Annotated in this window: 24 protein-coding genes; 8 read left to right on the top strand and 16 right to left on the bottom strand. The window is 41.0% G+C overall.

What is annotated here, in order from left to right; translation table 11 throughout:
• The 8 genes from DK423_RS07435 to DK423_RS07400 form a co-directional block, all read right to left on the bottom strand.
• Positions 1–1,352 (bottom strand): glycosyltransferase family 4 protein (locus tag DK423_RS07435; protein WP_162541092.1); only part of this gene is annotated, 1,352 nt, incomplete at its 3' end.
• Positions 1,349–2,545, bottom strand: a complete 1,197-nt coding sequence (locus DK423_RS11035) for an ABC transporter ATP-binding protein (protein WP_005556350.1) — start codon at positions 2,543–2,545, stop codon at positions 1,349–1,351. The genes DK423_RS07435 and DK423_RS11035, both read right to left, overlap by 4 nt.
• Before the next feature lies 1 nt (position 2,546).
• Entirely contained in the window at positions 2,547–3,341 is a 795-nt protein-coding gene (locus DK423_RS07425) for an ABC transporter permease (RefSeq protein WP_005556347.1), read from the bottom strand.
• A 16-nt stretch (positions 3,342–3,357) separates the two neighbouring features.
• Positions 3,358–3,897: a dTDP-4-dehydrorhamnose 3,5-epimerase gene (gene rfbC, locus DK423_RS07420; RefSeq protein WP_005556345.1), complete on the bottom strand. Its 540-nt coding sequence runs from the start codon at positions 3,895–3,897 to the stop codon at positions 3,358–3,360.
• 2 nt (positions 3,898–3,899) lie between these two features.
• On the bottom strand, positions 3,900–4,778 hold the full coding sequence (gene rfbD, locus DK423_RS07415) for a dTDP-4-dehydrorhamnose reductase (protein ID WP_005556343.1): 879 nt from the start codon (positions 4,776–4,778) through the stop codon (positions 3,900–3,902).
• Positions 4,779–5,651 (bottom strand): glucose-1-phosphate thymidylyltransferase RfbA, encoded by an 873-nt coding sequence (gene rfbA / locus DK423_RS07410; protein ID WP_109043935.1) that lies wholly within the window; start codon positions 5,649–5,651, stop codon positions 4,779–4,781.
• A gap of 77 nt (positions 5,652–5,728) precedes the next feature.
• Positions 5,729–6,796, bottom strand: coding sequence for a dTDP-glucose 4,6-dehydratase (rfbB, locus tag DK423_RS07405; RefSeq protein ID WP_061886798.1), 1,068 nt, complete (start codon positions 6,794–6,796; stop codon positions 5,729–5,731).
• Between the two features lie 69 nt (positions 6,797–6,865).
• Complete coding sequence (locus tag DK423_RS07400) at positions 6,866–7,879, bottom strand: lytic murein transglycosylase (RefSeq protein ID WP_005556337.1); 1,014 nt, start codon at positions 7,877–7,879, stop codon at positions 6,866–6,868.
• Here DK423_RS07400 and DK423_RS11515 point away from each other — a divergent pair.
• A complete protein-coding gene (locus DK423_RS11515; protein ID WP_005556334.1) occupies positions 7,878–8,009 on the top strand; it encodes a hypothetical protein in 132 nt (43 codons plus the stop codon). The genes DK423_RS07400 and DK423_RS11515 overlap by 2 nt on opposite strands.
• Here DK423_RS11515 and DK423_RS07395 read toward each other — a convergent pair.
• From DK423_RS07395 to DK423_RS07380, 4 genes are all read right to left on the bottom strand, one after another.
• On the bottom strand, positions 7,998–8,801 hold the full coding sequence (locus DK423_RS07395; protein ID WP_005589401.1) for a glycosyltransferase family 2 protein: 804 nt from the start codon (positions 8,799–8,801) through the stop codon (positions 7,998–8,000). The two genes, DK423_RS11515 and DK423_RS07395, sit on opposite strands and share 12 nt — an antisense overlap.
• 74 nt (positions 8,802–8,875) lie before the next feature.
• Positions 8,876–9,757 carry a glycosyltransferase family 2 protein gene (locus tag DK423_RS07390; protein ID WP_005556330.1) on the bottom strand — a complete coding sequence of 294 codons (882 nt, stop codon included), beginning with the start codon at positions 9,755–9,757 and terminating at the stop codon, positions 8,876–8,878.
• Complete coding sequence (locus DK423_RS07385; RefSeq protein WP_005556328.1) at positions 9,757–10,950, bottom strand: hypothetical protein; 1,194 nt, start codon at positions 10,948–10,950, stop codon at positions 9,757–9,759. Before DK423_RS07385 ends, DK423_RS07390 begins: the two co-directional genes overlap by 1 nt.
• 8 nt (positions 10,951–10,958) lie before the next feature.
• Positions 10,959–11,735 (bottom strand): glycosyltransferase family 25 protein, encoded by a 777-nt coding sequence (locus DK423_RS07380; protein WP_005556324.1) that lies wholly within the window; start codon positions 11,733–11,735, stop codon positions 10,959–10,961.
• A 130-nt stretch (positions 11,736–11,865) separates the two neighbouring features.
• Between DK423_RS07380 and DK423_RS07375 the strand changes: the two genes are divergently transcribed.
• The 6 genes from DK423_RS07375 (at position 11,866) to DK423_RS07350 (ending at position 16,713) form a co-directional block, all read left to right on the top strand.
• A complete protein-coding gene (locus DK423_RS07375; protein WP_005556322.1) occupies positions 11,866–13,389 on the top strand; it encodes an MATE family efflux transporter in 1,524 nt (507 codons plus the stop codon).
• Entirely contained in the window at positions 13,386–14,342 is a 957-nt protein-coding gene (locus tag DK423_RS07370) for a polysaccharide pyruvyl transferase family protein (protein ID WP_061886799.1), read from the top strand. Before DK423_RS07375 ends, DK423_RS07370 begins: the two co-directional genes overlap by 4 nt.
• A gap of 108 nt (positions 14,343–14,450) precedes the next feature.
• Complete coding sequence (locus DK423_RS07365) at positions 14,451–14,702, top strand: type II toxin-antitoxin system Phd/YefM family antitoxin (RefSeq protein ID WP_005556315.1); 252 nt, start codon at positions 14,451–14,453, stop codon at positions 14,700–14,702.
• Complete coding sequence (locus DK423_RS07360; protein ID WP_005556313.1) at positions 14,699–14,953, top strand: Txe/YoeB family addiction module toxin; 255 nt, start codon at positions 14,699–14,701, stop codon at positions 14,951–14,953. The genes DK423_RS07365 and DK423_RS07360 overlap by 4 nt, the downstream gene beginning before the upstream one ends.
• Positions 14,954–14,965: 12 nt before the next feature.
• Positions 14,966–15,709: a YdcF family protein gene (locus tag DK423_RS07355; protein ID WP_005542222.1), complete on the top strand. Its 744-nt coding sequence runs from the start codon at positions 14,966–14,968 to the stop codon at positions 15,707–15,709.
• A gap of 176 nt (positions 15,710–15,885) precedes the next feature.
• Entirely contained in the window at positions 15,886–16,713 is an 828-nt protein-coding gene (locus tag DK423_RS07350) for a DNA ligase (protein ID WP_005556311.1), read from the top strand.
• Between the two features lie 132 nt (positions 16,714–16,845).
• Here the strand turns inward: DK423_RS07350 and uvrD are convergent, their stop codons facing one another.
• Positions 16,846–19,020, bottom strand: coding sequence for a DNA helicase II (gene uvrD, locus DK423_RS07345; protein ID WP_005556309.1), 2,175 nt, complete (start codon positions 19,018–19,020; stop codon positions 16,846–16,848).
• 173 nt (positions 19,021–19,193) lie between these two features.
• Positions 19,194–20,543, bottom strand: coding sequence for a GntP family permease (locus tag DK423_RS07340; protein WP_005556307.1), 1,350 nt, complete (start codon positions 20,541–20,543; stop codon positions 19,194–19,196).
• Positions 20,544–20,760: 217 nt separating this feature from the next.
• Between DK423_RS07340 and DK423_RS07335 the strand changes: the two genes are divergently transcribed.
• Entirely contained in the window at positions 20,761–21,279 is a 519-nt protein-coding gene (locus tag DK423_RS07335) for a gluconokinase (protein WP_005556305.1), read from the top strand.
• Positions 21,280–21,348: 69 nt separating this feature from the next.
• On the opposite strand, the gene gntR is transcribed toward DK423_RS07335, so the two are convergent.
• Together gntR and fdhD are read right to left on the bottom strand one after the other, a co-directional pair.
• Positions 21,349–22,347: a gluconate operon transcriptional repressor GntR gene (gene gntR / locus DK423_RS07330; protein ID WP_005556303.1), complete on the bottom strand. Its 999-nt coding sequence runs from the start codon at positions 22,345–22,347 to the stop codon at positions 21,349–21,351.
• 48 nt (positions 22,348–22,395) lie between these two features.
• Positions 22,396–23,220 carry a formate dehydrogenase accessory sulfurtransferase FdhD gene (gene fdhD, locus DK423_RS07325; RefSeq protein WP_109043934.1) on the bottom strand — a complete coding sequence of 275 codons (825 nt, stop codon included), beginning with the start codon at positions 23,218–23,220 and terminating at the stop codon, positions 22,396–22,398.
• Positions 23,221–23,375 lie beyond the last annotated feature (155 nt).

Raw genomic sequence — 23,375 nt, 5'->3', positions numbered from 1 at the left:
TATCTAACATTTATTAAAGTTATAAATTTATTTTTTTTACTTTTGAAAAATAATCTAGGATCACTAGATAATGAAAAAAAATTACCATTATCAAGTTTGATCAAATTTTCATAGCTACAATTATAAATATTTTCCCTAGAATTATCTTTATAGTGAATTATTATCTCTAATCCTGAAAATAAAGCAGGATTATTAGACGGATCAAATCTAAATTCAGAAACTTCATTACTATTTATATTGAAAAAAGCATCAACTATAGAGTTATTAATTATTTTCTTTTTAAAAGAATTTTCTTCAGAAAAATGATTTTCTTTATTTAAGAATAGTTGACAAAATCCATCTCCAAAAATTTTATCTATATAAAAATTTCTTTGACGAGTAATTATATTTAACAGTGTATTTTTATTAATTTCATTCCTATTTATAAACTTATTCTCAATAATATACTTAACTAAATTATACATATTATAATTTATATTAGAATATTCAACCATATTACTTAATTCTGTAAAATTGACTTTATAGTTTAAAATATCATTAGTTATTTCAATATAATCTTTCTTTTTATTTGAATCTCTGCCAGAGAAATTATATTCTGAAAGTTTCTTTATATTATCAAGATTTATCCAACCACTTCCTCCAAAAATATCATAGCAATATACAGGTATACCCAATGATAGGCAGTATTGAGCTGTTTTACCTATTGTAATAACAGCATCATATTCAATTAGAACTTTAGGTGTTACAAGTATTTCTTTAAACCCAAAGCCAATAATATCAACACTTAACTGGTATTTATTAGCCTCTTGAGAAAAGATCAGCAATTCTTGCGGAAGGTGATTAGAAATAATAGCTATTTTTTTTATTCTTTGAATAGAGTTAAAATTCTTATTAAAATTAAAAAAATAAGAAGGTACTGGATTAGGGAAAATACTGATTATATCTGCTTTTATCCCCATAGAAACCAATTTGTCTTTAGTCTCTAAAGAATTAGCTAGAAAAAGAGATATTTTATCTAAAACAAAAGGTGGGCATTCTAGTGGTGTATATGGTGAAAGAGAAGAAAAAATAATTTTATTAGACTTAATTCTCTTATCTAGTAAACAATATTCTAATGTAATAAAATGATGGGCCCAAATAATATCATAATCTTCATTATCAGGAAGATTATATATGTTCACAATATTAATAGAAGATTTACTAAACTCATCAATAAGTGGTTGTCCAACTTCAAATGCTGAAACATATACAGTGAAATCTAATTCTTTAAAAGTCTTTGCAAGCTCTAAAGTCATAATTTCAGAGCCAGTATATTTTTTTATAAAGGAATTAAGAATCAATATTTTTTTCACTGAACAATCCAATTATGTTTTAATCTAAATTCACCTTCAGATATAGGGATATTTTTGGAAGATAACTTACTTTCTATTGAAAATTCTACAATATAATCATCTCTATCATAAGCAAACATAACATTTCTGTCAGAAATAGAAACACTTATAAAGTATCTTCCTGATAAAAAATCATTATCAGGGATATTGAGTATAAATCGATCATATTGTTTGTCAAAAGTCAAATCATCACGAATAGTATTAACTAAAGTCATTAATTTACCGAACTCATCATAGACCAATACACCAACAGCATAATCAATTATATTTTTGTTAAATCTTATTTTAATCTCTAAATTAATTTCATCCCCTGTTTTATAAGAATTTGAATCTAATTTAATGCTTTCAATATAAATACTCTTACTTAAAACATTCTTTTCTATATTTAGTAAATTTGCAGTAATTTTCTTTTCTTCTAATGAAGCTTTCATGTACTCAGTATACTGCTCACATACTATATGAGCTTCTCCAGAAGTATGTACTTTCCCATCTTTTAACCATATTACCTTAGTACAAAAATTCCTAATGCTTGGCATTGAATGGCTAACAAATAAAATAGTTCTTTGATCATTCAACATAGACTTCATTTTAGTAATACACTTTTCTTGGAACGCCATATCACCAACACTTAACGCCTCATCAACAATTAATATGTCGGGATCAACATTTATTGCCGTAGAAAATGCTAAACGAGCAAACATGCCACTACTATAAGTTTTTACTGGTTGATAAATGAATTCTCCAATATCCGCAAATTCTAGAATATCTTCTAATCTGTTATCAACATCCTGTTTTGATAACCCCATTAGAGTACCTTGTAAATAGATATTTTCCAATCCAGAATAATCAGGATTAAATCCTGCACCAAGTTCTAATAAGGAAGATATTTTACCTTCAATCTTAATATCTCCTTCAGAAGGAGTTAGCACACCAGTAATTATTTTTAATAATGTTGATTTACCAGCTCCATTTCTTCCTATAATACCAACGACCTCGCCTTTAAAAATTTCGATATTAATATTATTTAAAGCATTAAAAATAGTATGATAAGTTTTTCTAAAAGGATTTAAAGCTTCTTTTAATCTATCCTGTGGTTCTTTATATAACTTATATGATTTACCTAAATTTTTTATTGAAATAGAAATACTATTCATATTAAATAACATCCGCAAAATGAGGTCTTAATTTCTTAAAAACATATGCACCAACCCCTAGAGTAACTAGAGTAATGCTCCAGAACTGAATTGATAATTCAGTTCTTTCCCAAAAAAAAACATGATATATTAGACTATCTCTATATCCTTCTACAATATAATAGAATGGATTTAGTTCTATTAAAAATTTAAATTCTTCTGGCAATATCTTTATTGACCAAAAAATAGGAGTAATCCAGAAACTAAATTGAATTACCATAGCAATAATTTGCCCGACATCTTTAAAAAACACAATTAAAGAGCTTGTTAACCAACTTAGACCTAATAAGAAAATTGTTATAGAAAAAGTATAGTAAAAAACTTGTGACCAATAAATATTAGGGGTATATCCATAATATAGAAACATTCCAAAAAGGAAAAATATAAAAAATAAATGTAAAATAAGTGCTGATATAATTTGGACTATAGGAAGAAGCGATACTTGGAAAACTATCTTCTTAACCAAAAAATTATTAGCTAATATAGAGTGTGTTGCAGAAGAAATAGTTTCAGCTATAAAAAACCAAGGAACCATTCCTGCAATCAACCATAAAATAAAAGGGAAATTATCTACTGGTTGGCTTTTAAATCCAACTTGGAAAACAAACCAAAAAATAAGTATTGTTATGACTGGCTGAATAAATGCCCATAAAATACCTAATAAGTTCCCATTATATCTAGCTTGAAAATCGTTTCTGGCTAGTTTTAGCAATAGGCTTTTATTTCTAAATAAACCAGATAAAAAACTGAATACCATATAATTAACCTAAAAATTAAAACTTCACCGCTTCCGCCAACATTTTACCCCCTAAATCTTTAGCCGATAAATTCGGTTCACTATAAATTGGCCATTCAACCCCTACAGTCTGATCATTCCAAATCAGTGAATGTTCGGCTCTTGGATTATAGTAATCTGTACATTTATAGGTAAATTCAGCTTCATCTGTCAACACATAAAAACCATGCGCAAATCCTTCCGGCACCCATAATTGATGTTTGTTTTCAGCAGATAAAACTTCGCCTACCCATTGCCCAAAAGTTAACGAGTTTTCACGCATATCCACAGCCACATCAAATACCGCACCAGAAATAACACGAACTAATTTGCCTTGTGTATTTTCTGTTTGATAATGTAAACCACGTAACACGCCTTTGATGGATTTTGAATGATTTTCTTGTACAAATGTGCGATCTGCTACATTTTCTCTAAACCATTCATCACGGAAAGTTTCCATAAAGAAACCGCGTTCATCACCGAACACTTGTGGTTCTAATAGTTTTACATCGGGAATTTTAGTATCAATAACTTTCATCTTTACTCCGCATACGCTTTAATATTTTTCAAAGCTCTTTGCCAATCACTTGGTTGGATACCGAATACTTGTTGAATTTTGGTTAAATCTAAACAAGAATTCGCAGGGCGTTTGGCTGGTGTTGGGTAATCTGCCGTGGTGATTGCATTGACAAGCGGTACTTTTTCTAACATATTTTGCGAAACGGCTTCATCAAAAATTGCTCTGGCAAAATCACACCAGCTGACATAAGGCTCTCCCGTAAAGTGATAAATACCATATTCAACAGATTTGCCTGCAATAATTTTTTCTGCGATTTGAATTAACGCAGCGGCAATATCTCCTGCATAGGTAGGTCCGCCGATCTGATCGGCAACTACACCTAAAGTGTCACGAGTTTTGGCTAATCGCAGCATTGTTTTAACAAAATTGCTGCCGTGCTCGCAGAATACCCAAGCGGTACGCAATACGATAAATTTATCGTTTGCTTCTACAACGGCTTGTTCGCCCGCTAGTTTGGTTTTGCCGTAAATACTTTGCGGATCGGTTGCATCAGTTTCTTTGTATTTACCTGCACGCCGGCCGTCAAAAACATAGTCTGTTGAAATATGTAAAATTGCAGCACCAACACTTTTCGCGGCTTCTGCCAAGTATTGAGGACCTTTTACATTAATGGCTTCGGAAAGCTCAATTTCAGTTTCTGCACGATCTACCGCAGTGTGTGCTGCGGCGTTAATAACTACATCAGGACGAAAATTTTTGACCGTTTTTTTCACCGCACTTTGGTTGGTAATATCAAGCTCATCATGATCAACGGCTAAAATTTCGTGCTTGCCTTGTAATTGTTGAGTTAAACAGTGGCCAACTTGCCCGTTTGCACCCGTAATCAAAAATTTTGCCATTTATTTCTCCTCGTTGATTAAACGTAGCAAGTATTGACCGTACTCATTTTTTACCATTGGTCTCGCTAATATTTCTACTTGTTCAGAGGTTAACCAGCCATTACGCCACGCGATTTCTTCTAAGCAAGCAACTTGCAAACCTTGTACTCTTTCAATAGTGCGAACGAAAGATACCGCTTCGTGTAAGCTTTCGTGCGTACCTGTGTCTAACCACGCAAAACCACGACCGAGTAATTGCACATTTAATGAACCATCTTTTAGATACATTTCATTTAATGTGGTGATTTCAAGCTCACCGCGCGCAGATGGTTTCACCTGTTTCGCGAAATCGACCACGCGATTATCGTAGAAATATAAACCTGTTACGGCATAGTTAGATTTAGGTTGAGCAGGTTTTTCTTCAATAGAAACAGCTTTGAAATTTTCGTCAAATTCCACCACACCGAAACGCCCAGGATCTTTTACTAAATATCCAAACACTGTCGCACCGTAAGGCCGAGCAACAGCTCGCTGCAGCATTTGGGTAAAATGCTGACCATAGAAAATGTTATCTCCTAATACTAAACAACAGCTATCGCCATTGATAAACGCTTCCCCAATGAGAAATGCTTGTGCTAAGCCATCCGGGCTAGGTTGAATAGCATATTGCAAATTCACTCCAAAATTAGAACCATCACCTAACAAACGTTTGAAACTTTCGTTATCTTCCGGCGTAGTAATAATGAGAATGTCACGAATCCCCGCTAACATCAGCACAGAAAGCGGATAATAAATCATTGGCTTGTCATACACTGGTAAAAGCTGCTTTGATACACCACGAGTAATAGGATAAAGGCGAGTTCCAGAACCACCCGCAAGAATAATACCCTTCATAAAAAGACCTTCAAAAAGTACAGTCATATTTAGTGTTGTTTTTGTGAAAAAGAGCTAGAATCTAACCGCTTGTAAAATTATTGACTACCTAAACGCTCACGATTGTAAGAACCATCTAACACGCGACTCCACCATTTTCGGTTATTTAGATACCACTCCACCGTTTTACGAATGCCTGATTCAAAGGTTTCTTGTGGTTTCCAGCCTAATTCACGACTGATTTTAGTTGCATCAATGGCATAACGCACATCATGGCCAGGGCGATCTTTAACGTAAGTGATTAAATCTTCGTATTTTGTGACGCCAGCAGGTTTATTTGGAACGAGTTCTTCTAATAAAGCACAGATAGTACGAACCACATCAATATTCGCTTTTTCATTATGTCCACCTATGTTGTAGGTTTCGCCAATTTTGCCTTCTGCCACAACTTTATATAAAGCACGAGCATGATCTTCTACAAATAGCCAGTCACGAATTTGCTGACCGTTACCATACACAGGGAGCGGTTTGCCATCTAAGGCGTTTAAAATTATCAATGGAATCAATTTTTCAGGAAAATGAAAAGGACCATAGTTATTTGAACAATTAGTCACAATCGTTGGCAAGCTGTACGTACGTAACCACACACGAACAAGATGATCGCTAGAGGCTTTTGATGCAGAATAAGGACTACTTGGGGAATAAGGCGTGGTTTCAATAAATAGATTGTTCGTCCCATCTAAATCGCCATAAACTTCATCGGTCGAAATATGATGGAAACGGAATACTGCTTTTTTCTCATCGTTTAAACTATTCCAATAAGCACGAGCGGCTTCTAATAAAATATAAGTACCCACGATATTGGTTTCAATAAAAGCAGCAGGCCCATCAATAGAACGGTCAACATGGCTTTCTGCGGCTAAGTGCATTACTGCATCAGGCCGGTGCTGCTGAAATATGCGAGCAAGTGCTTTTGCATCGCAAATATCCACTTGCTCAAATGTATAGCGTGGATTATTTTTCACTGCTTCAAGAGATTCTAAATTTCCTGCATAGGTCAATTTATCAACGTTAACTACGCTGTCTTGTGTATTTTCAATAATATAGCGAACTACTGCAGAACCTATAAAACCTGCACCGCCTGTAACTAAAATAGTTTTCAACATAATTATCCCTCTAGGTTTAAAAAATTATCTCACAACTTTATAAAATGACCTAATTCTAAATGCCTAAGCCTATCTGACTCTTTGTTCAATCCTATCAGCAAACATTCCAATACTCACGGCAAAATAGTTGGATTTATTCCAATGTAGCAAGGTTCTGTAATTATTAGAGACCAAAAATGCACGCCCTAATTCACGATCCGGTCTTACCAGCCATAAATCTTGCGTGCCGGAAAGTGCGGTCAGTTTTTGTTGCGTTTGTGGAGTTTGGTATTTTAGGGTGACGCCCATATTTTGCCAGTCGCGTAAAGTGCGTTTTTTATTGTCTTCCGTGCCGGCAAGCGCCATGTCTAACGGTTGGGTTAACGCAACTTCTACGCCCCATGGCAGGTTTTCGTTCCAGCCGACGGTGTGTAAATAATTGGCGATGGAGGCGAAAACATCATAATGATTGGTCCAGATATTTTTCTCGCCGTCATTGTTGCCATCTGCAGCATAGCTGAGGTAAGAGCTTGGCATGAATTGGGTTTGCCCCATGGCGCCCGCCCATGAGCCCAGCATTTTATGACGTTGAATATGATCGCGCTGTAACATTTTCATGGCGGCGATGAATTCTTTGCTGAATAAGGCTTCGCGACGTCCGTCAAAAGCAAGGGTAGCTAAGGTGGATAACACATCGTAATTGCCCTGATAATAGCCGAAGCTACTTTCCATGCCCCACAAGGCTAACAGATAATTTTTCGGTACGCCGAATTTCTTTGAGGCGTTTTCAAGCTGCGGCAATTGCTCCCAATAACGTGCTTCCGCTGTGTCTACTTTATTCTTGGTTAATACGCGATTTAAGTAATTGGTCATGCCGTTCGGGTTGATAATCGGTGGGACATTCGGATCGCGCTTGCGAATTCTGCCCGCTTGCCGGTCGTCCAAATCCGCGGATTTTTGAATGTAATTAATATTATTTTGTGCATTCAATACGTCGGCAGAAACGCCTTCTGCCGCCGCTTTGGCTTTCAAGAAATTCACATAATCGTTGAAGTTATCTAAGGTGCGGGGCTTGCTATACACCGCTGTTGGATTCACTGCCATGACAGAATTCGTTGGTTCGGAGGATTGCGTCGGCGCACTTGAATTTGAGGAACAACCCGCTAGAAAAAGTGCGGTGGAAATTCCGGATATTTTTAAAATACAGTTTAATTTCATCATGTTATTTTCTTAAAAAGGTTTGATAGATGTTTTTCAGTAATGATGTCGGCAATAATCTGGCACCGGAACGCAGGACAAAAGTGAATAGCCCGGATAAAAATCCCTGAATGCCAAGATGGTGTTTTAGCTTAAATAAGCGCCATTCCGCTTTGGCTTGGTTTAAACCACGGCGTCGCCCTACCATGCCGTTGCCGACGCGCGCATAGACCAAAATATCGGGTAAATTTGCTACGCGCTGCCCTTGCGCCACCAGTTTGATCCACAAATAATAATCTTCCTGTAAATCCTCATATCCGCCGCAATTTATGACCGCACTTTTTTGATACGCCACCGTCATGTGATTAAACGGGCAGCGTTTTTGGGTAAATGTAACGATGTCTTGCGCAGAAGTCGGCACATTTCGATATGCCACTATGTCATGGATATTTTCACCGAATTCGGCAATTTGCCCACCGAACACTATAGTATCAGGATGTTGTTCAATAAACGCCACCTGTTTGGCAAAACGTTCCGGCACGCAAATATCATCGGTATCCATGCGCAGAACCCAGTCGCGCGAGCAATATTTTAAACCTTCGTTGAGAGCTTTGCCTAAACCTAAATTGTTCGGTAATTTCACCAAATTAAACGGCAGCTTCGATTCAAACTCGGCAACCACCGCTTCCAATTCAGGCGTCACCGCGCCATCAAACACCAGTACGACTTCATCGGCAGGGCAGGTTTGTGCCACCAAACTTTCCAAACATTCTCTTAAATATTGTGGATTTTCCTTAATATATAAGGACATTAACACTGAAAATTTCACTACCAACTACTCTACTCTTTTCTTCTTCAATTTCAATGGTACACATCCGGAGACGCATACAATCAATGCGCTATTTACATAAACCGCTTCAAATTAATCGCCAATTTAGGCGAAATCAGCACTACCAAGGCAATAATTAATTGTTTCAGACTTCTGGTCTGTTTAAAAATATCAAAATAATATTTCGCCGCTTTGCGGGATAAATTCATGATATGCGGATAAGCCAGAATATAACTGGCGTTAATCTTGAAATTGCGCGCCTGTTCCGGCGTTTTTACATAATGCTCACGAATATAATCAATGGCTTTTTGCGTATTGGTGGTATCTGTGGAAACGCTTGCCCGTTTGGTGTGGAAGGTGCAATAGGTCAGCGGTTCATTTACCTTGCAAGGCGTGAATTCGGGCTCCTGCAACAATTTCAACAGAAAATCATAATCTTCCAAAGAACGAAGTGCGGTGGATAATCCGCCTATTTTTAAGAACAAATCTTTCTTCACGCCGATCATCGGCATACCGCCGATTTTATTCGCCAACAAAATGCTTTCAATGCTGATATGTTGCGGATCAATGGGATGCGTGACATAAGTAAAGCCTTCATTCACCATTTCGCATTTCGCCGGGTGATAGATAAAGTTAATGTCGGCATGATCGGCAATCATCGCTGCCAATTTTTCACATTTATCATTAGCGAAACGATCGTCATCGTCTAAAAACAATAACCAGTCATGTTGTGCATGGCGCGCACCGATATTGCGACTTTCCGCCGCGCCCTGATTGATTTCGTTGCGAATCACCCGCACGGGGAAAGGATAATTTTGCACCACTGTAACAGGTTCTTTCGAGCAATCGTCCACAACCACCACTTCAAAATCATGCGCAGTTTGTTGGCTTAAACTTTCCAACAGCGCGGGCATTTCCTCTTTGCGATTATAAGAAGGAACGATGATACTGAACATTATTTCGCCTCCTTTTGTTTAAATAACACAAGTTGTTTGCCATGTGAACCAAATAAAGAGAAGAACATCAACATTACAAACATAATGCCCGGGAAAGCGAAAGTGTCGGCTTTCACGTTGCAGGCGGCGAGAATCACAAAGGCGGAAAGCATGAATTTCCAACTGCCGTCAAACCAATTTATCGCCACTTTACGCACAAAATAGAAAGTCACTAAAAAACACACCAGCGCATAAGTCACGCCGCCGTACAAAATCTGACGCAAGAACCCGGAATCTGTGTGACCGTAATAACGTCCCACTTCCGTTTGCCCCGTCATATAAAGCCCGTCGCCGGAAATAAATTGTTTTAATGTCGGCATAAATAAATGTTTTTCCACTAACGTATCTGTCGAAGAACTGACAAAGCCCGCACCATGTAACACATTAATCACCGGCTCCAAGGCGTGCGCCACATATTTATTACCCGGCAGGAAATACGCCAACAATAGCAGCAAAACGGCAAACGAAATCACTACCGGAATATACCGCACTTTGAAGTACAACAAAATGCTCACCGCCGAAAGCAGCAAAAAGGTTCTGCCGGAAATCAAACCGATGCACAACATAAAGAAGATAATCAAACTTGGAATGCGGTTATGTTTCGCGTTGTAGGCAAGCAGAAAATGAAACAGCATTAAATAGAACAAACTTAGCTGGAAAAAAGCCGCCGATGTCACGTTATATAAGCGATATTCCTGTTCGGAACCATAAAACCGCGCCGGCAGCAGCGCGTTCGTGGCAAGCAGGAAATCAATTATAAAAGACACGCCGAAAAGCGCCAATAAGCCCAGAACGAACTGCGTCACCACGCCGATTTGCAGATCCCGCACCATTCTTTGCTGACCGTGGGCATCTGCATAAAAAACGTTATAGATGCCGATGCCCAAAACAAATAACACAAAGCCCTTCACGTACATCATGATGACGGAAAGATCCCGCGTGCCGTTAACCAACAAGGGGATCACACTGAACAGAATCAAGCCGCATAATACGGCAAGGCTGTCTAACGGCACGATAATGCCGTTGGTTTGCCGTTTTTTTACTAACCGATACGCCAACACTGCCAGCGCAATCAGCCCGGCAATGAGCGACATTCGCAAAAAATGGAAGAACCAAGGATCATAAAGGTAAAACAGATTAAAAAGTGCGGTCATTTTTTTCGTTATTTTCCTAAGTTCTTCTTCACGGCTAACAGTTTTTTCAACGGGTATTTCAGCAGTTTTTTCGCTAAATTATTGGACTTCGACCCGCGCACGGCTTCCAAATTACTCACCAGTTGTGGGTTTTCAATTACCATCAACGGGCGCACCACGTTATTGTTCAGCTTAAATTGGGTTTCAAATAACAGAAAATCGTCAGCGAGCCAAAACGGTTTTTCCTGTTCCAAAATGGCAAGAAACGTCCGTGCAGCGGATTTTTTGATTAAATACGCCACGGTGCCGGCAAAATAGCTTTTATACGGATAGGCATAAGTGGCGGCACCCACATTGGCGCGTAAAAAGGCAAACGTGGTCGGATAATTGATTTCCAGTTCCATGTCATCAAATCCGGCAATTTTGGATTGCCCGATAAGGATGATGTCCGCCGTACAATGTTGCGCCAAAAGTGCGGTCAGATTTTCAGGTAAATTTTTATTGAACAGGGCATCGTCTTCACACACCAAGGCATAATCCTTTTCCGCCACCTTTTCATCAGCGACAATTTGGCGGTAAACCTCAAGATGACTCAGAGTACAACCGATTTCACCTTTGGTTACTTTACGCCCGTAGTGCTGTTCAAATTTGACCGGATTAAACACCGCCGACAGCACATCCCAATCCTTTTGCATGGTATTTATTGCCGGGAAAACCGAAAATTCCGCCGTACCGGGCTGTGCAAAAAACAGCTCACGACGCTGAACGTCTTTGTCTAGTGAAACCAAATATTTATTCATAATCATCTCAATTAAAATCTGTTGTATATTTGATTATGCGAAGTCTAAATAATTACATAATAGATTGCTGATTATACTAAAGAAAACTATAATCCCCCACCTATTTTACGGAAAAAGGTCAAGATTAATTCTCATCATGTCCAACAAAACCATCGCAAAAAACACCCTGTTTCTTTATATCCGAATGCTCTTCAATATGGGCGCCATGCTGTATATTTCACGCGTGGTGCTACGGGTGCTCGGCGTAGAAGATTTCGGGATTTACACCATTGTGATGGGCGTGGTGATTTTGTTTTCGTTTTTCAACGGCACTATGACGGCAACCACCCAGCGTTTTATTAACGTGGAAAAAGCCTCAAACGACTCAAGCAGAGTAAATCAGGTTTTTAACATCAGCATCTTGAATCACCTGTTTATTATGCTGGTCGTGGTGATTCTGGCGGAAACGGCAGGATTATGGTTTTTAAATCATAAATTGAACATTCCCGCCCCGCGTATGAACGCCGCCAACATTGTGTACCAGGTAGCATTGCTCATTGCGTTGGTGGAAATCATTAAAGTACCCTTTAACGCTATGATCGTGGCGCATGAGCGAATGTCCTTTTATGCCTGGCTCGGGTTGGCGGAAACCGGCTTAAAACTGGGCGCAATTTTTATTCTCACGCAAATAGAAAACCACGATAAATTGATTTCTTACAGTTTACTGCTGCTGTGCGTAAGTTTATTGGTTTTCACCCTGTATTTTCGTTTCACCCGCAACGCCTTTCACGCAGAAACCCGCTTTCAGTTTCAAAAAGATCTCGGCAAAATCAAAGAAATGATGCGTTTTTCCGGCTGGATGTTGGTGGGGCAGGTAGCTTATGTGGGTTCCACCCAAGGCTTAAATATGGTGACCAATCTCTTCTTCGGCGTCACCGCCAATGCCGCCGTGGGCATTGCCACACAAGTCGATACGGCGGTGTACAGTTTCGTCAATAATTTCCAGGTGGCGTTCAATCCGCAACTGGTACAGTCTTACGCCGCGAAAGACTACGATCGCAACAAAAAGTTAATTTTAGGCACGTCAAAATATTCCTTCTATTTAATCGCCATTTTATCGGCGCCGGTGTTGTATTTCAGCCATACATTGCTCACCCTTTGGCTGGGCGATCATGTGCCGCAATATTCCGATAAACTGGTGCAAGCCACCATTGTTTGTTCCTTAATCAGCGCCATGGCGGGTTCCTTCTGGATGACGGCGCTTGCCATCGGTTCGCACACCATCAAACGATACAACATCGTTTTGGCAACCATTGACCTGTGCACCGTACCGCTCGCCTATTATTTATTCACACTGGGCTACAATCCGGTGTTTGCGTTCATCGGCAAATTCTGCACCGCCTCACTCATGCAAATTTACCGTCTGTATTTTATTAACAACAAAATTAAATTTAATCGAAAAGAATTTGTCTCATACTTACTGAATATCGGCATTATTTTTGCCTTTTTATTGGGTTTAATTTATTTATCGAACACGCAACGCACGTATTCCCTCGTGGAATTTATCGGCGAAGCCATCCTTATTGAAATCGTTCTGTTTGCACTCATCCTGCTCATCGGATTAAACAAAGCAGAAAAAAACGTCTTATTTAGCTATTTACTGAAAAGAGTGAGAAAATGAATCAACAACTTATTGATTTAAAACATAAGCTGGCGCCCATTGCGGATTTAATCAAAGATAAAAATGACGTGTTTTATCTGGATTATCCGTTACATTTAAATGTGGGCGATTTATTGATTTATCACGGAACGGAACAATTTTTTACCGATCACAACATTCATGTGAGGTTAAAACGTAGCGAATACGATACGAATATTGACGAAATCAAACAAAAAATCACACCGAATACCACGATTTTACTGCATGGCGGCGGTAATTTCGGCGATCTTTACCCGCAACATCAAAATCTGCGCGAAGCCATTGTGCAAACATTCCCGAACAACCGCATCATTGTTTTGCCACAAACCCTGTTCTATAAAAACCCAAAAACACTGGAAAAATCCACCGCACTTTTCCGCCAGCATCCCGATTGCCATTTGTTGGCGCGGGACGAACGCACGGCAAAAGACTTTGAAGCGTTTTCCCCAAATGTGTATTTATCGCCGGACATGGCTCACGAACTGTATGGTACCTTGCCTACCAAAAACACACACACCGGAAAAGCTCTGTATTTTCTCCGCAAAGACATTGAAGCCAGCGACATTGAAAAAAACATCACCGCACAATTACCTGCCGGTAGCCATATTAAAGACTGGGATGACATCTTATCCAAACGCGACAGCCTGGTTCTCGCGCTAAGCTGGCGTTTAGCCAAATTTGCCAACAAATATCGACTATGCTGGTTAAAAGATCTCGTCCAGTTCGTCTGGAAAAATTACACCCTGCGCATTGTAAAACGCGTGGCGCAGGATTTTCTCGGCTACGACAACATCACCACCACCCGCCTGCACGGACATATATTCTCCAGCCTGTTGGAAATCCCTAATGTCGTCTGCGATAACACCTACGGCAAAAATACGGGCTACGCCAATTTATGGACCAAAGGGTTGGATTTTGTGACGTTTTATAAATAAGTAGAAATCATATTCAGAAAGCATACATCATAAAATGTGTGCTTTTTTATTGAGCACATCTTTTTATTGTGCAATAATTTGTACAATGTTTTTATTAAGGAGAATAACATGAATGTAATAAGTTATTCTGCGTTTCGTGCAGAATTGGCAACCACACTTGATCAGGTGGTAGCAGATCATAGCCCAGTCATGATTACCAGACAAAATGGCAAACACACTGTTGTAATGAGTTTAGAAGATTTCGCAGCTTACGAAGAAACGGCTTATTTATTACGCAGCCCCAAAAATAGAGAGCGTTTATTAGCCTCTATTGACCAGCTCAATTCAGGTAAAATCATCGAACGGGAACTCCAGGAATGATTTTAGCTTGGACGGAAACCGCCTGGGAAGATTATCTTTATTGGCAGCAAGTTGATAAAAAGACGTTGTTGCGCATTAATAAACTTATCCAAAATATTACCAGATCACCTTTCGAAGGCTTAGGCAATCCTGAACCTTTAAAACATCAGTTATCCGGGTTTTGGTCTAGAAGAATAGATAAAGAGCATCGTCTTGTATACCAAGTATCGGATAGCCATTTAACGATTATTCAATGCCGCTATCACTACTAAAAAACGTTTAATATGTTCGAACTCAAAAAACTCATCACCGCTATGCTGTTGCCACCATTTAATGTATTGATTTTATGGTTGCTTTCCTTATTTTTTTCATTAATCAGATGCAAAGCCGTAGGGCGTTTATGCGCTTTGCTTGGCATTTTGATTCTTTATGTGGTCAGCATTCCTTACACGGCGCAAATCCTTAAAGACAGCTTGGTGACGGAAGATCATTTAACCTTAGAGGATTACAAGCAGGCGCAAGCTATTGTGTTACTGGGCGGCGGTGTGCGTGACAGCAAAGAATTATATGCGCCTCTCGCCTCTTCCGCCACGCAATTAGAACGTTTGCGTTACGCTGCTTATTTGCAAAAAGAAACGCAGTTACCGTTATTAATCAGCGGTGTCAGCCCGACGGGTGCTTCGGAAGCCAAGGTATCCGCACAGGAACTGCTGGATTTCTTTCATGTGCCGACCAAGTGGCTGGAAGAAAAATCCCTAACCACCAAAGAAAATGCGTTATATACCCGTCAATTGCTGGAAAAAGAAGGCATCAATAAAATCATCTTAGTGACGAATGAATGGCATATGCAACGCGCCAAACTGTTATTTGAAGGACAGGGATTTCAAGTGTTGCCGGCAAGTGTCGGTGAAGGCATTACCCCTGAGGCTTATTCGTTAAATATGATGCACTTTATCCCACAAGCCGGCGCCATAGCAAAAAATATGCAATTACTGAAAGAATGGATGGGGTATTTGAAAGAAAAATAAACGCCAAGATTTTTGACCGCACTTTACCGCGAAAACAATCGAAGAATGCGCCAAGACAAAGCGCATTTTTTCGTGTTTTCATTTTTGATTTGGGATCGCCGTCGCAAAAATTCACAGGCATTGTTTATCTATAGCGCGCCTTTACCTATGCTCCTTTTTTATTTAAAGGAACTCGTATGCGTCATTTTAAACTGCTTCTCACCCTCTACTTTTTCAGCCTTTTTTGTTACGCAGAAAAACCGGATTTAATGCTGTTAGAAAGCTACAAGAATCAAAATGTGACAGGATGGGTCATGAGCGAAAAATTAGATGGTGTACGCGGTTACTGGGACGGCAAACAAATGTTTACCCGCGGTGGCGTGCAACTGAGTCCGCCTACTTACTTTCTGGAAAAATTCCCGCCTTTTGCCATTGATGGCGAATTATTTAGTCAACGTGATCAATTTGCCGACATTTCTTCTATTGTTCGCGCTTATCAGGACAAAGGCTGGAATAAATTAAAGCTGTATGTCTTTGATGTGCCTGACGCTGAAGGAGACTTATTTGCCCGCTTGGCACAATTAAAAACCTATTTGGCGCAAAACCCAAGCGACTATATTGAAATTATTGAACAGATTCCTATTGAGAGCCCACAACATATTCAGCAATTTTTGCAGCAGGTGGAACAGCTCAAAGGCGAAGGCATTGTCATTCGCAATCCTAATGCGCCCTACGAAAGAAAACGCAGTTCGCAAATACTCAAATTAAAGACCGCACTTGACGAAGAATGCACCGTTGTCGCCCACCACAAAGGCAAAGGGCAGTTTGAAAGTGTGATGGGATCGCTCACTTGCGAAAACCATCGAGGGCAATTCAAAATCGGTTCGGGTTTCAAGTTGGATGATCGCATTAACCCGCCCCCGATCGGCGCCGTCATTACGTATAAATATCGCGGTTTAACCAATAAAGGTAAACCCAGATTTGCAACCTTTTGGCGGACAACCGAGCAAATACAGATACCCTAAAAAGTGCCCGTAAAATTATTCATAAATCACTGAGATAATTTATTCACCCCTTTGAGGCCGTTGTCAAAGCTAACGTTAAAAAACATTGTTTTTTATGACCGCACTTTTTTCTCATCGACAACAAAGCAAAAATTATACTTTCTCCAACTTCGCCAAATGGGCAATCAACCATTTAATGCCCTGATTCTGGAAAGCAATTTGCAGGCGTAAATTGTTGTCTGCACCTTCCACATTGATCACCGTACCGAAACCGAATTTTTCGTGTTTCACTTTCTGCCCCATTTTCCATTCGCTTCCCCCCACAACCGGCGCAACACTTCCGATTTTCGCTTGATTTAACGCACGGGTAACGGTACCGCGTAAACGGATTTCCTGCAAACATTGCTGGGGTAATTCGGTGATAAAACGGGAAGGCAAATGACGTTCTTCCTTGCCATATAAACGGCGGCTTTCCGCATAAGAAATGGTGAGTTTCTGCTTGGCGCGGGTAATCCCGACGTATGCCAAACGGCGCTCTTCTTCCAGACGCCCCGCTTCTTCAAAAGAACGGAAACTCGGGAATAATCCTTCTTCCACGCCAATCATGAAAACACGCGGAAACTCCAAGCCTTTTACCGAATGCAGCGTCATCATTTCGACGCAAGCCTGATGTGGCGCAGCCTGCTCCTCGCCCGCCTCCAATGAAGCGTGAGTTAAAAATGCCGTCAGATCCGTCATATCTTCCGCGTCTTCAGGTTTGATAAATTCACGGGCGGCAGACACCAATTCTTCCAGGTTTTCAATACGCACCTCCCCTTTTTCGCCCTTTTCCTGTTTGTACATTTGATACAACCCGGAATGCTTAATCACAAAATCCGTTTGCGCAAACAACGGCATTTCTTCCGTGTCCCGCTGCAAAGAATTAATTAACTCCATAAAGCGTAACAATGCCGTAGCGGCGCGCCCGGCGAGTTTGTTTTCCTGAAGCGCCAGATTGGTGGCTTGCCATAAGGTGATTTGATGTTCACGGGTAAGATTGCGCAAGGTATCCAACGTGCGATCGCCAATGCCGCGCGGTGGCGTATTAATGACCCGCTCAAAGGCAGCATCGTCCTGTCGATTGGCGATTAACCGTAAATAAGCCAAGGCATCTTTAATTTCCTGCCGTTCAAAGAAGCGCATCCCACCATAAATGCGATACGGAATTTGCGAACGAATCAGCGCTTCTTCAATCACTCGTGACTGGCTGTTACTACGGTATAAAATGGCACAATCGTTTAATTTACCGCCGTCTTCAATCCAAGTCTTGATTTGTGAAGCCACAAACAATGCTTCATCCAATTCATTGAAGGCGGCGTAAATGCCCACCGGTTCGCCCTGATTGCCTTCCGACCACAAATTTTTCCCCAAACGATTGCTGTTGTTGGCGATCAATTCATTGGCAGCTTGCAAAATGTTCATGGTGGAACGGTAATTTTGTTCCAGACGAATAGTTTGTGCGTTGGCAAAATCTTTTAAAAATAACTGAATATTTTCAATTTTTGCACCGCGCCAGCCGTAAATAGACTGGTCGTCATCGCCCACAATCATCACTTTGCCGGTTTTGCCCGCCAGCAAGCGAATCCATTCATATTGAATTTTGTTGGTATCTTGGAACTCATCCACCAAAATATGCTGAAAACGTTGTTGATAACGTTGCAAAATCAGCGGTTTGTGTAAAAACAGTTCGTAAGAACGTAATAAAATTTCGGCAAAATCCACCAACCCTGCACGATCGCAGGCATCCTGATAAATTTGATAAATTTTGATCCATTCACGTTCCTGACGATCGTTGTGATCGTCAATGTGATTCGGACGCAGCCCTTCATCTTTCTTATTATTGATGTACCAACAGGCTTGTTTCGGTGGAAAACTTTTTTCGTCGAAATTGTGCAGTTTCATTAAGCGTTTGATTAAACGCAACTGATCTTCCGAATCCAAAATCTGGAAATCTTGCGGCAGATCCGCATCAAGGTGATGGGCGCGTAGCAATCGATGGGCAGTGCTATGAAAGGTGCCGACCCACATACCAAACAGGCGTTGATTGCCATCAGATAACACGGATTCAATACGATGACGCATTTCTGCGGCGGCTTTGTTGGTAAAGGTCACCGCCATAATACTGCCTTCGGAAATACCTTCAACACCGATCAACCACGCAATGCGATGTGTCAGTACACGGGTCTTACCGCTCCCCGCCCCCGCCAGCACCAAATAATTCCCCAAGGGCGCACTCACCGCCTCCCGTTGTTTATCGTTCAGCCCGTCTAATAATTCTGCAAAATCCATACCTTATCACACATAAATACTGTTTTTTTGTACAGGCTAAATTATAGCAATTTCTATTCAAAATACAATGAAAGAAAAGGACGGGGAAAAGTGCGGTGGTTTTTCACGATGGTTTTTTATATGGAAAAGCGCACCATCATGATGCGCTTTAAATAAATGGATAATGGATGATGTTAGAAAATAATGCTACCGATTAAAGCGATAATAAAACCGACAAAACCGATGGAGGTTTCCAACATGGTCCAGGTTTTTAACGTGGTTTTGGTGTCCATTTCCAAGAAACGGCTTATTAACCAGAAACCGCTGTCGTTCACATGGGAGAATACGGTGGCGCCGGAGGCAATGGCAATCACGATAAAACATAAATCCAATTGGCTGAGATCGGTTGCGGCGGCAACGGTCGGGGCGATTAATGCGGCTGCAGTAGTCAGGGCTACCGTTGCCGAACCTTGTGCCACACGCAATGCCATAGAAATAATAAAGGCGGCGATGATGATCGGCATACCGGTATTTGACAACATGGCGGATAACTCATCGCCGATGCCGCTGGCGCGCAATACGCCACCGAACATACCGCCCGCACCGGTCACTAAAATAATGGAGCAAATCGGTCCCAGCGCACTGTTACAAAGGCTTTCGATTTGTTCATAACTGCGTTCTCCGCGCAATAAGGCAATGGCAATTAATAATGTGATTAATAACGCGATCGGGGTTTTGCCGATGAGGCGCAGGCTTTCGACCCACAAGGAAGAACCGTCAATCACTTTTGCCACGCTGAGGGTATTTAACCCGGTATCAAACAAAATAAGGAAAATCGGTAAAACCAAAATAAACAGAACGCGCCCAAACGCCGGTGGATTTTGCACGGAGGTTTCGCTGATGGCGGCGGTGTTCAAAAAGGTTTTCGGCAGTTCCACAAAAAATTTTTTACTGATGTACATACTGAACAAATAAGTACCGATGTACCAGGTCGGGATCGCGCAAATTAAGCCAACAATCACCATCAAGCCCATATTCACGCCGAGTAAATCACCGGAAGCCACCGGACCCGGATGCGGCGGTAAAAACGCGTGCATGACCGCAAAAGCACCGGCAACTGGGAAGGCATAACGCAAGACGGAACCACCGAAACGTTTTGCGACACTAAAGACGATAGGCAACATGACCACCAGACCGGCATCAAAGAAAATCGGGAAGCCGAACAGCAACGCGGCAATCCCCAGCGCAAAAGGCGCTTTCTTTTCGCCGAATTTATTAATCAACGTATCCGCAAGCACTTTTGCCCCGCCGGTGACTTCCAATAAACGCCCGATCATGGTACCCAAACCGACTAATAACGCCACGGACGCCAAGGTGTTACCGAAGCCGGTTAACATGGTCGGCAGGATTTTATCCACGGCAATTCCTGCGGCAAGTGCGGTCAATAAACTGACTAAAATTAACGCCACAAAGGCATGCATTTTAAATTTGATAATTAATAGCAGAAGTAAAAGCACTGCTGCGATCATAATAAAAATTAACATAATAATTCCTTATGTTGATAATGTTATCGGTAACATACCTTTTTGCCGACTTTTGGTAAATAAACAGCATTTAAAAATGTGATCACAATCACAAAAAATTATATTTATGCGACATATTCAGCAATGAATGGCATTTTTTATCATATAAATATTGTTACCGATAACATTTTTACGTTAAGCTAAGCTGATTCAGAATTTCACGAAAAAGGAAATCACAATGGCAACAGGCAAAAGCATTATTTTAATGGGAGTTTCCAGTACAGGAAAAACATCAGTGGGGACGGAAGTAGCACGTCGTTTGGAGATAAAACTGATTGATGGCGATGATCTGCACCCGCGCGCCAATATCATAAAAATGGGCGAAGGACATCCGCTCAATGATGAAGATCGGGCGCCTTGGTTGGAGCGTATCCGCGATGCGGCATTTAGCCTGGAGCAAAAAAGCGAGATGGGCATTATCGTTTGTTCCGCCCTCAAGAAGAAATACCGTGACCAAATCCGTCACGGCAACCGCAATGTGAAGTTCCTCTTTTTACAAGGATCTTATGATGTGATTCTGGAACGTATGCGCCAACGCAAAGGGCATTATATGAAAGAATCCATGTTGAAAAGTCAGTTTGATACGCTGGAAGTGCCGGGGGCGGATGAACCGGATGTGATCGCCATCGATATTGACGCCTCTTTTGAAGAGGTTGTAGCGCGTTGCGTTCAGGCACTGAAACCTTATCTTTCCTAAGGCAAAAAGTGCGGTTGTTTTTCTAAGTGTTTTTGCGATTGAAAAACGCTTGAAAAAATTACCGCACTTTTAAATGCTTTCGCCCAAATGAATCTGATAACCCAAGTTAATAATCGCACTTTGCGCCGGGATGTCGTTAATGCGCGCCAGTAATTCCTGCGCGGCAATTCGCCCGATTTCCAGACGCGGCGTGATGACCGTGGCAAGTTGCGGCGTGATGGATTGCCCCACGTCGTGTCCGTGAAAGCCTGCCACGGCGATTTGTGCAGGAACCTTAATACCTAAACGCCGGCATTCGAAAATCGCGCCGATGGCGATGTCATCATTGGTGCAAAAAATGCCGTCCAACGGTGGAAATTTGGCGAGCGCCTGATGTAACAATTCTCCGCCCAAGGTAAAAGAAGAATGCGCTTTGGTGGCGATCACCTGTGGCGTTAATTGATGCTTTGTCATGGCATTTTCATAGCCCTGTTGACGTAATCGGGTGCGTTTGTCCTGACGGGCAGCAAAATATGCCACATTGCGATGTCCGCGATTAATCATGGTTTCCACCATGGCCTGTGCCGCCGCAATATTATCAAAGCCGACGACTTGCTGAATGCCCACTTCGGTCGTATCCATAATTTCAATCACTGGAATATTCGCTATTTTCAGCATTTTTTTGGTTCTTTCGGAATGATGACTTTCCGACAAAATAATGCCGTCTACGTTATAGGAAAGCAGGCTTTCAATGCGCTGCTCTTCTTTTTCTTCGCTGTAGCCGTAGTGTGCCAACATGGTTTGATAGCCCGCTTTATCGGTAACCTGTTCAATGCCGCGGATCACATCGGCGAACACCTGGTTGGTCAGTGACGGCACCAATACGCCGATCGCCCGACTCTTGGCATTGGACAAAATGTCCGGCGCGCGATTGGGAATATAGCCGAAACGTTCAATGGCTTCAGCAATGCGCGCCTGTGTGCCGTTCGCCACGGAATCGGGGTTACGCAAATAGCGGCTGATGGTCATTTTCGTGATACCGAGATAATCGGCAATATCTTGTAAGGTGGGGCGTTTATGTTTATTCATAAGAAAAAGTGCCGTAAATACATGGCATTATTTTAGTCCAAGGCAGCATTAATCACAAATCCGTAACCGCGCTCTACCGCTGTAAACCGTAGCGCGCCCCGCTCTGGCAAAGCCTATCAGGGTTAAGTTATATTGTTCCGCCATTTGCACCGCCAAATCCGTTGATGCCGAAATCGCCACCAACATTTCCACGCCGGCGGACACGGTTTTTTGAACCATCTCATAGCCGGCGCGGCTGGTAACGACGATGAAACCTTGCGGTTTGCCCGCTTTAGCGTGCCAACCGAGTAATTTATCCAACGCCACATGACGCCCTACATCTTCCCGAATGGCAAGTAATTTACCGTCTAAAGAAAAGAAACCGGCGGCATGTGTAGAACCGGTTTGTTTACCCAATTCCTGCGATTTCTGCAATTGTTCCAAACAATCTTCCAGTTGCGCTACATCGAAGGTTAAAGTGCGGTCTAACTTGGCAACGTTTTTATAAACCTGCTGTAACTGCTCTGCGCCACAAATGCCGCAACCGGTTCGCCCGGTTAAGGTGCGACGATGATCTTTCAGTGCCACAAAACAGCGGGTGGCTAATTCGACTCTGGCTTCAATGCCGTTACAAACTTCTTCAATATCAATACTATAAATATCACTCGGTTTTTCAATAATGCCTTCCGATAGCGAAAATCCCATAGCGAAATCCTCTAAATCACGGGGCGAACACATCATTACCGTATGGGAAATATCATTATAAACCAGCGCCACAGGCACCTCTTTTGCGAGGGTTTCTTGTTTCTCGGAGATGATGATTGTGTTTTGATTTTGTTTCTCATTTGTTAATTTTTTGATAAAAAAAATTACTTTTTTTGTGATCCAGTTCAAAATTTTATCCCATTATAACTATTATTACTTATAGATTTCCGTAGAAAAAATAGGTATTCTACCCACCGCTAACAAATGTATAACAGATATTTAACATATCACATCATTTATTTAGCTTCGATTTTGCTTAAATATCATGTGATTTTAACAAAACC

Origin of the sequence: Aggregatibacter actinomycetemcomitans (genome assembly GCF_003130205.1) — a bacterium.
Lineage (GTDB): Bacteria > Pseudomonadota > Gammaproteobacteria > Enterobacterales > Pasteurellaceae > Aggregatibacter > Aggregatibacter actinomycetemcomitans_A.
The sequence above is the reverse complement of the archived record's forward strand: the minus strand, read 5'-3'. Positions and strand labels throughout refer to the sequence as shown.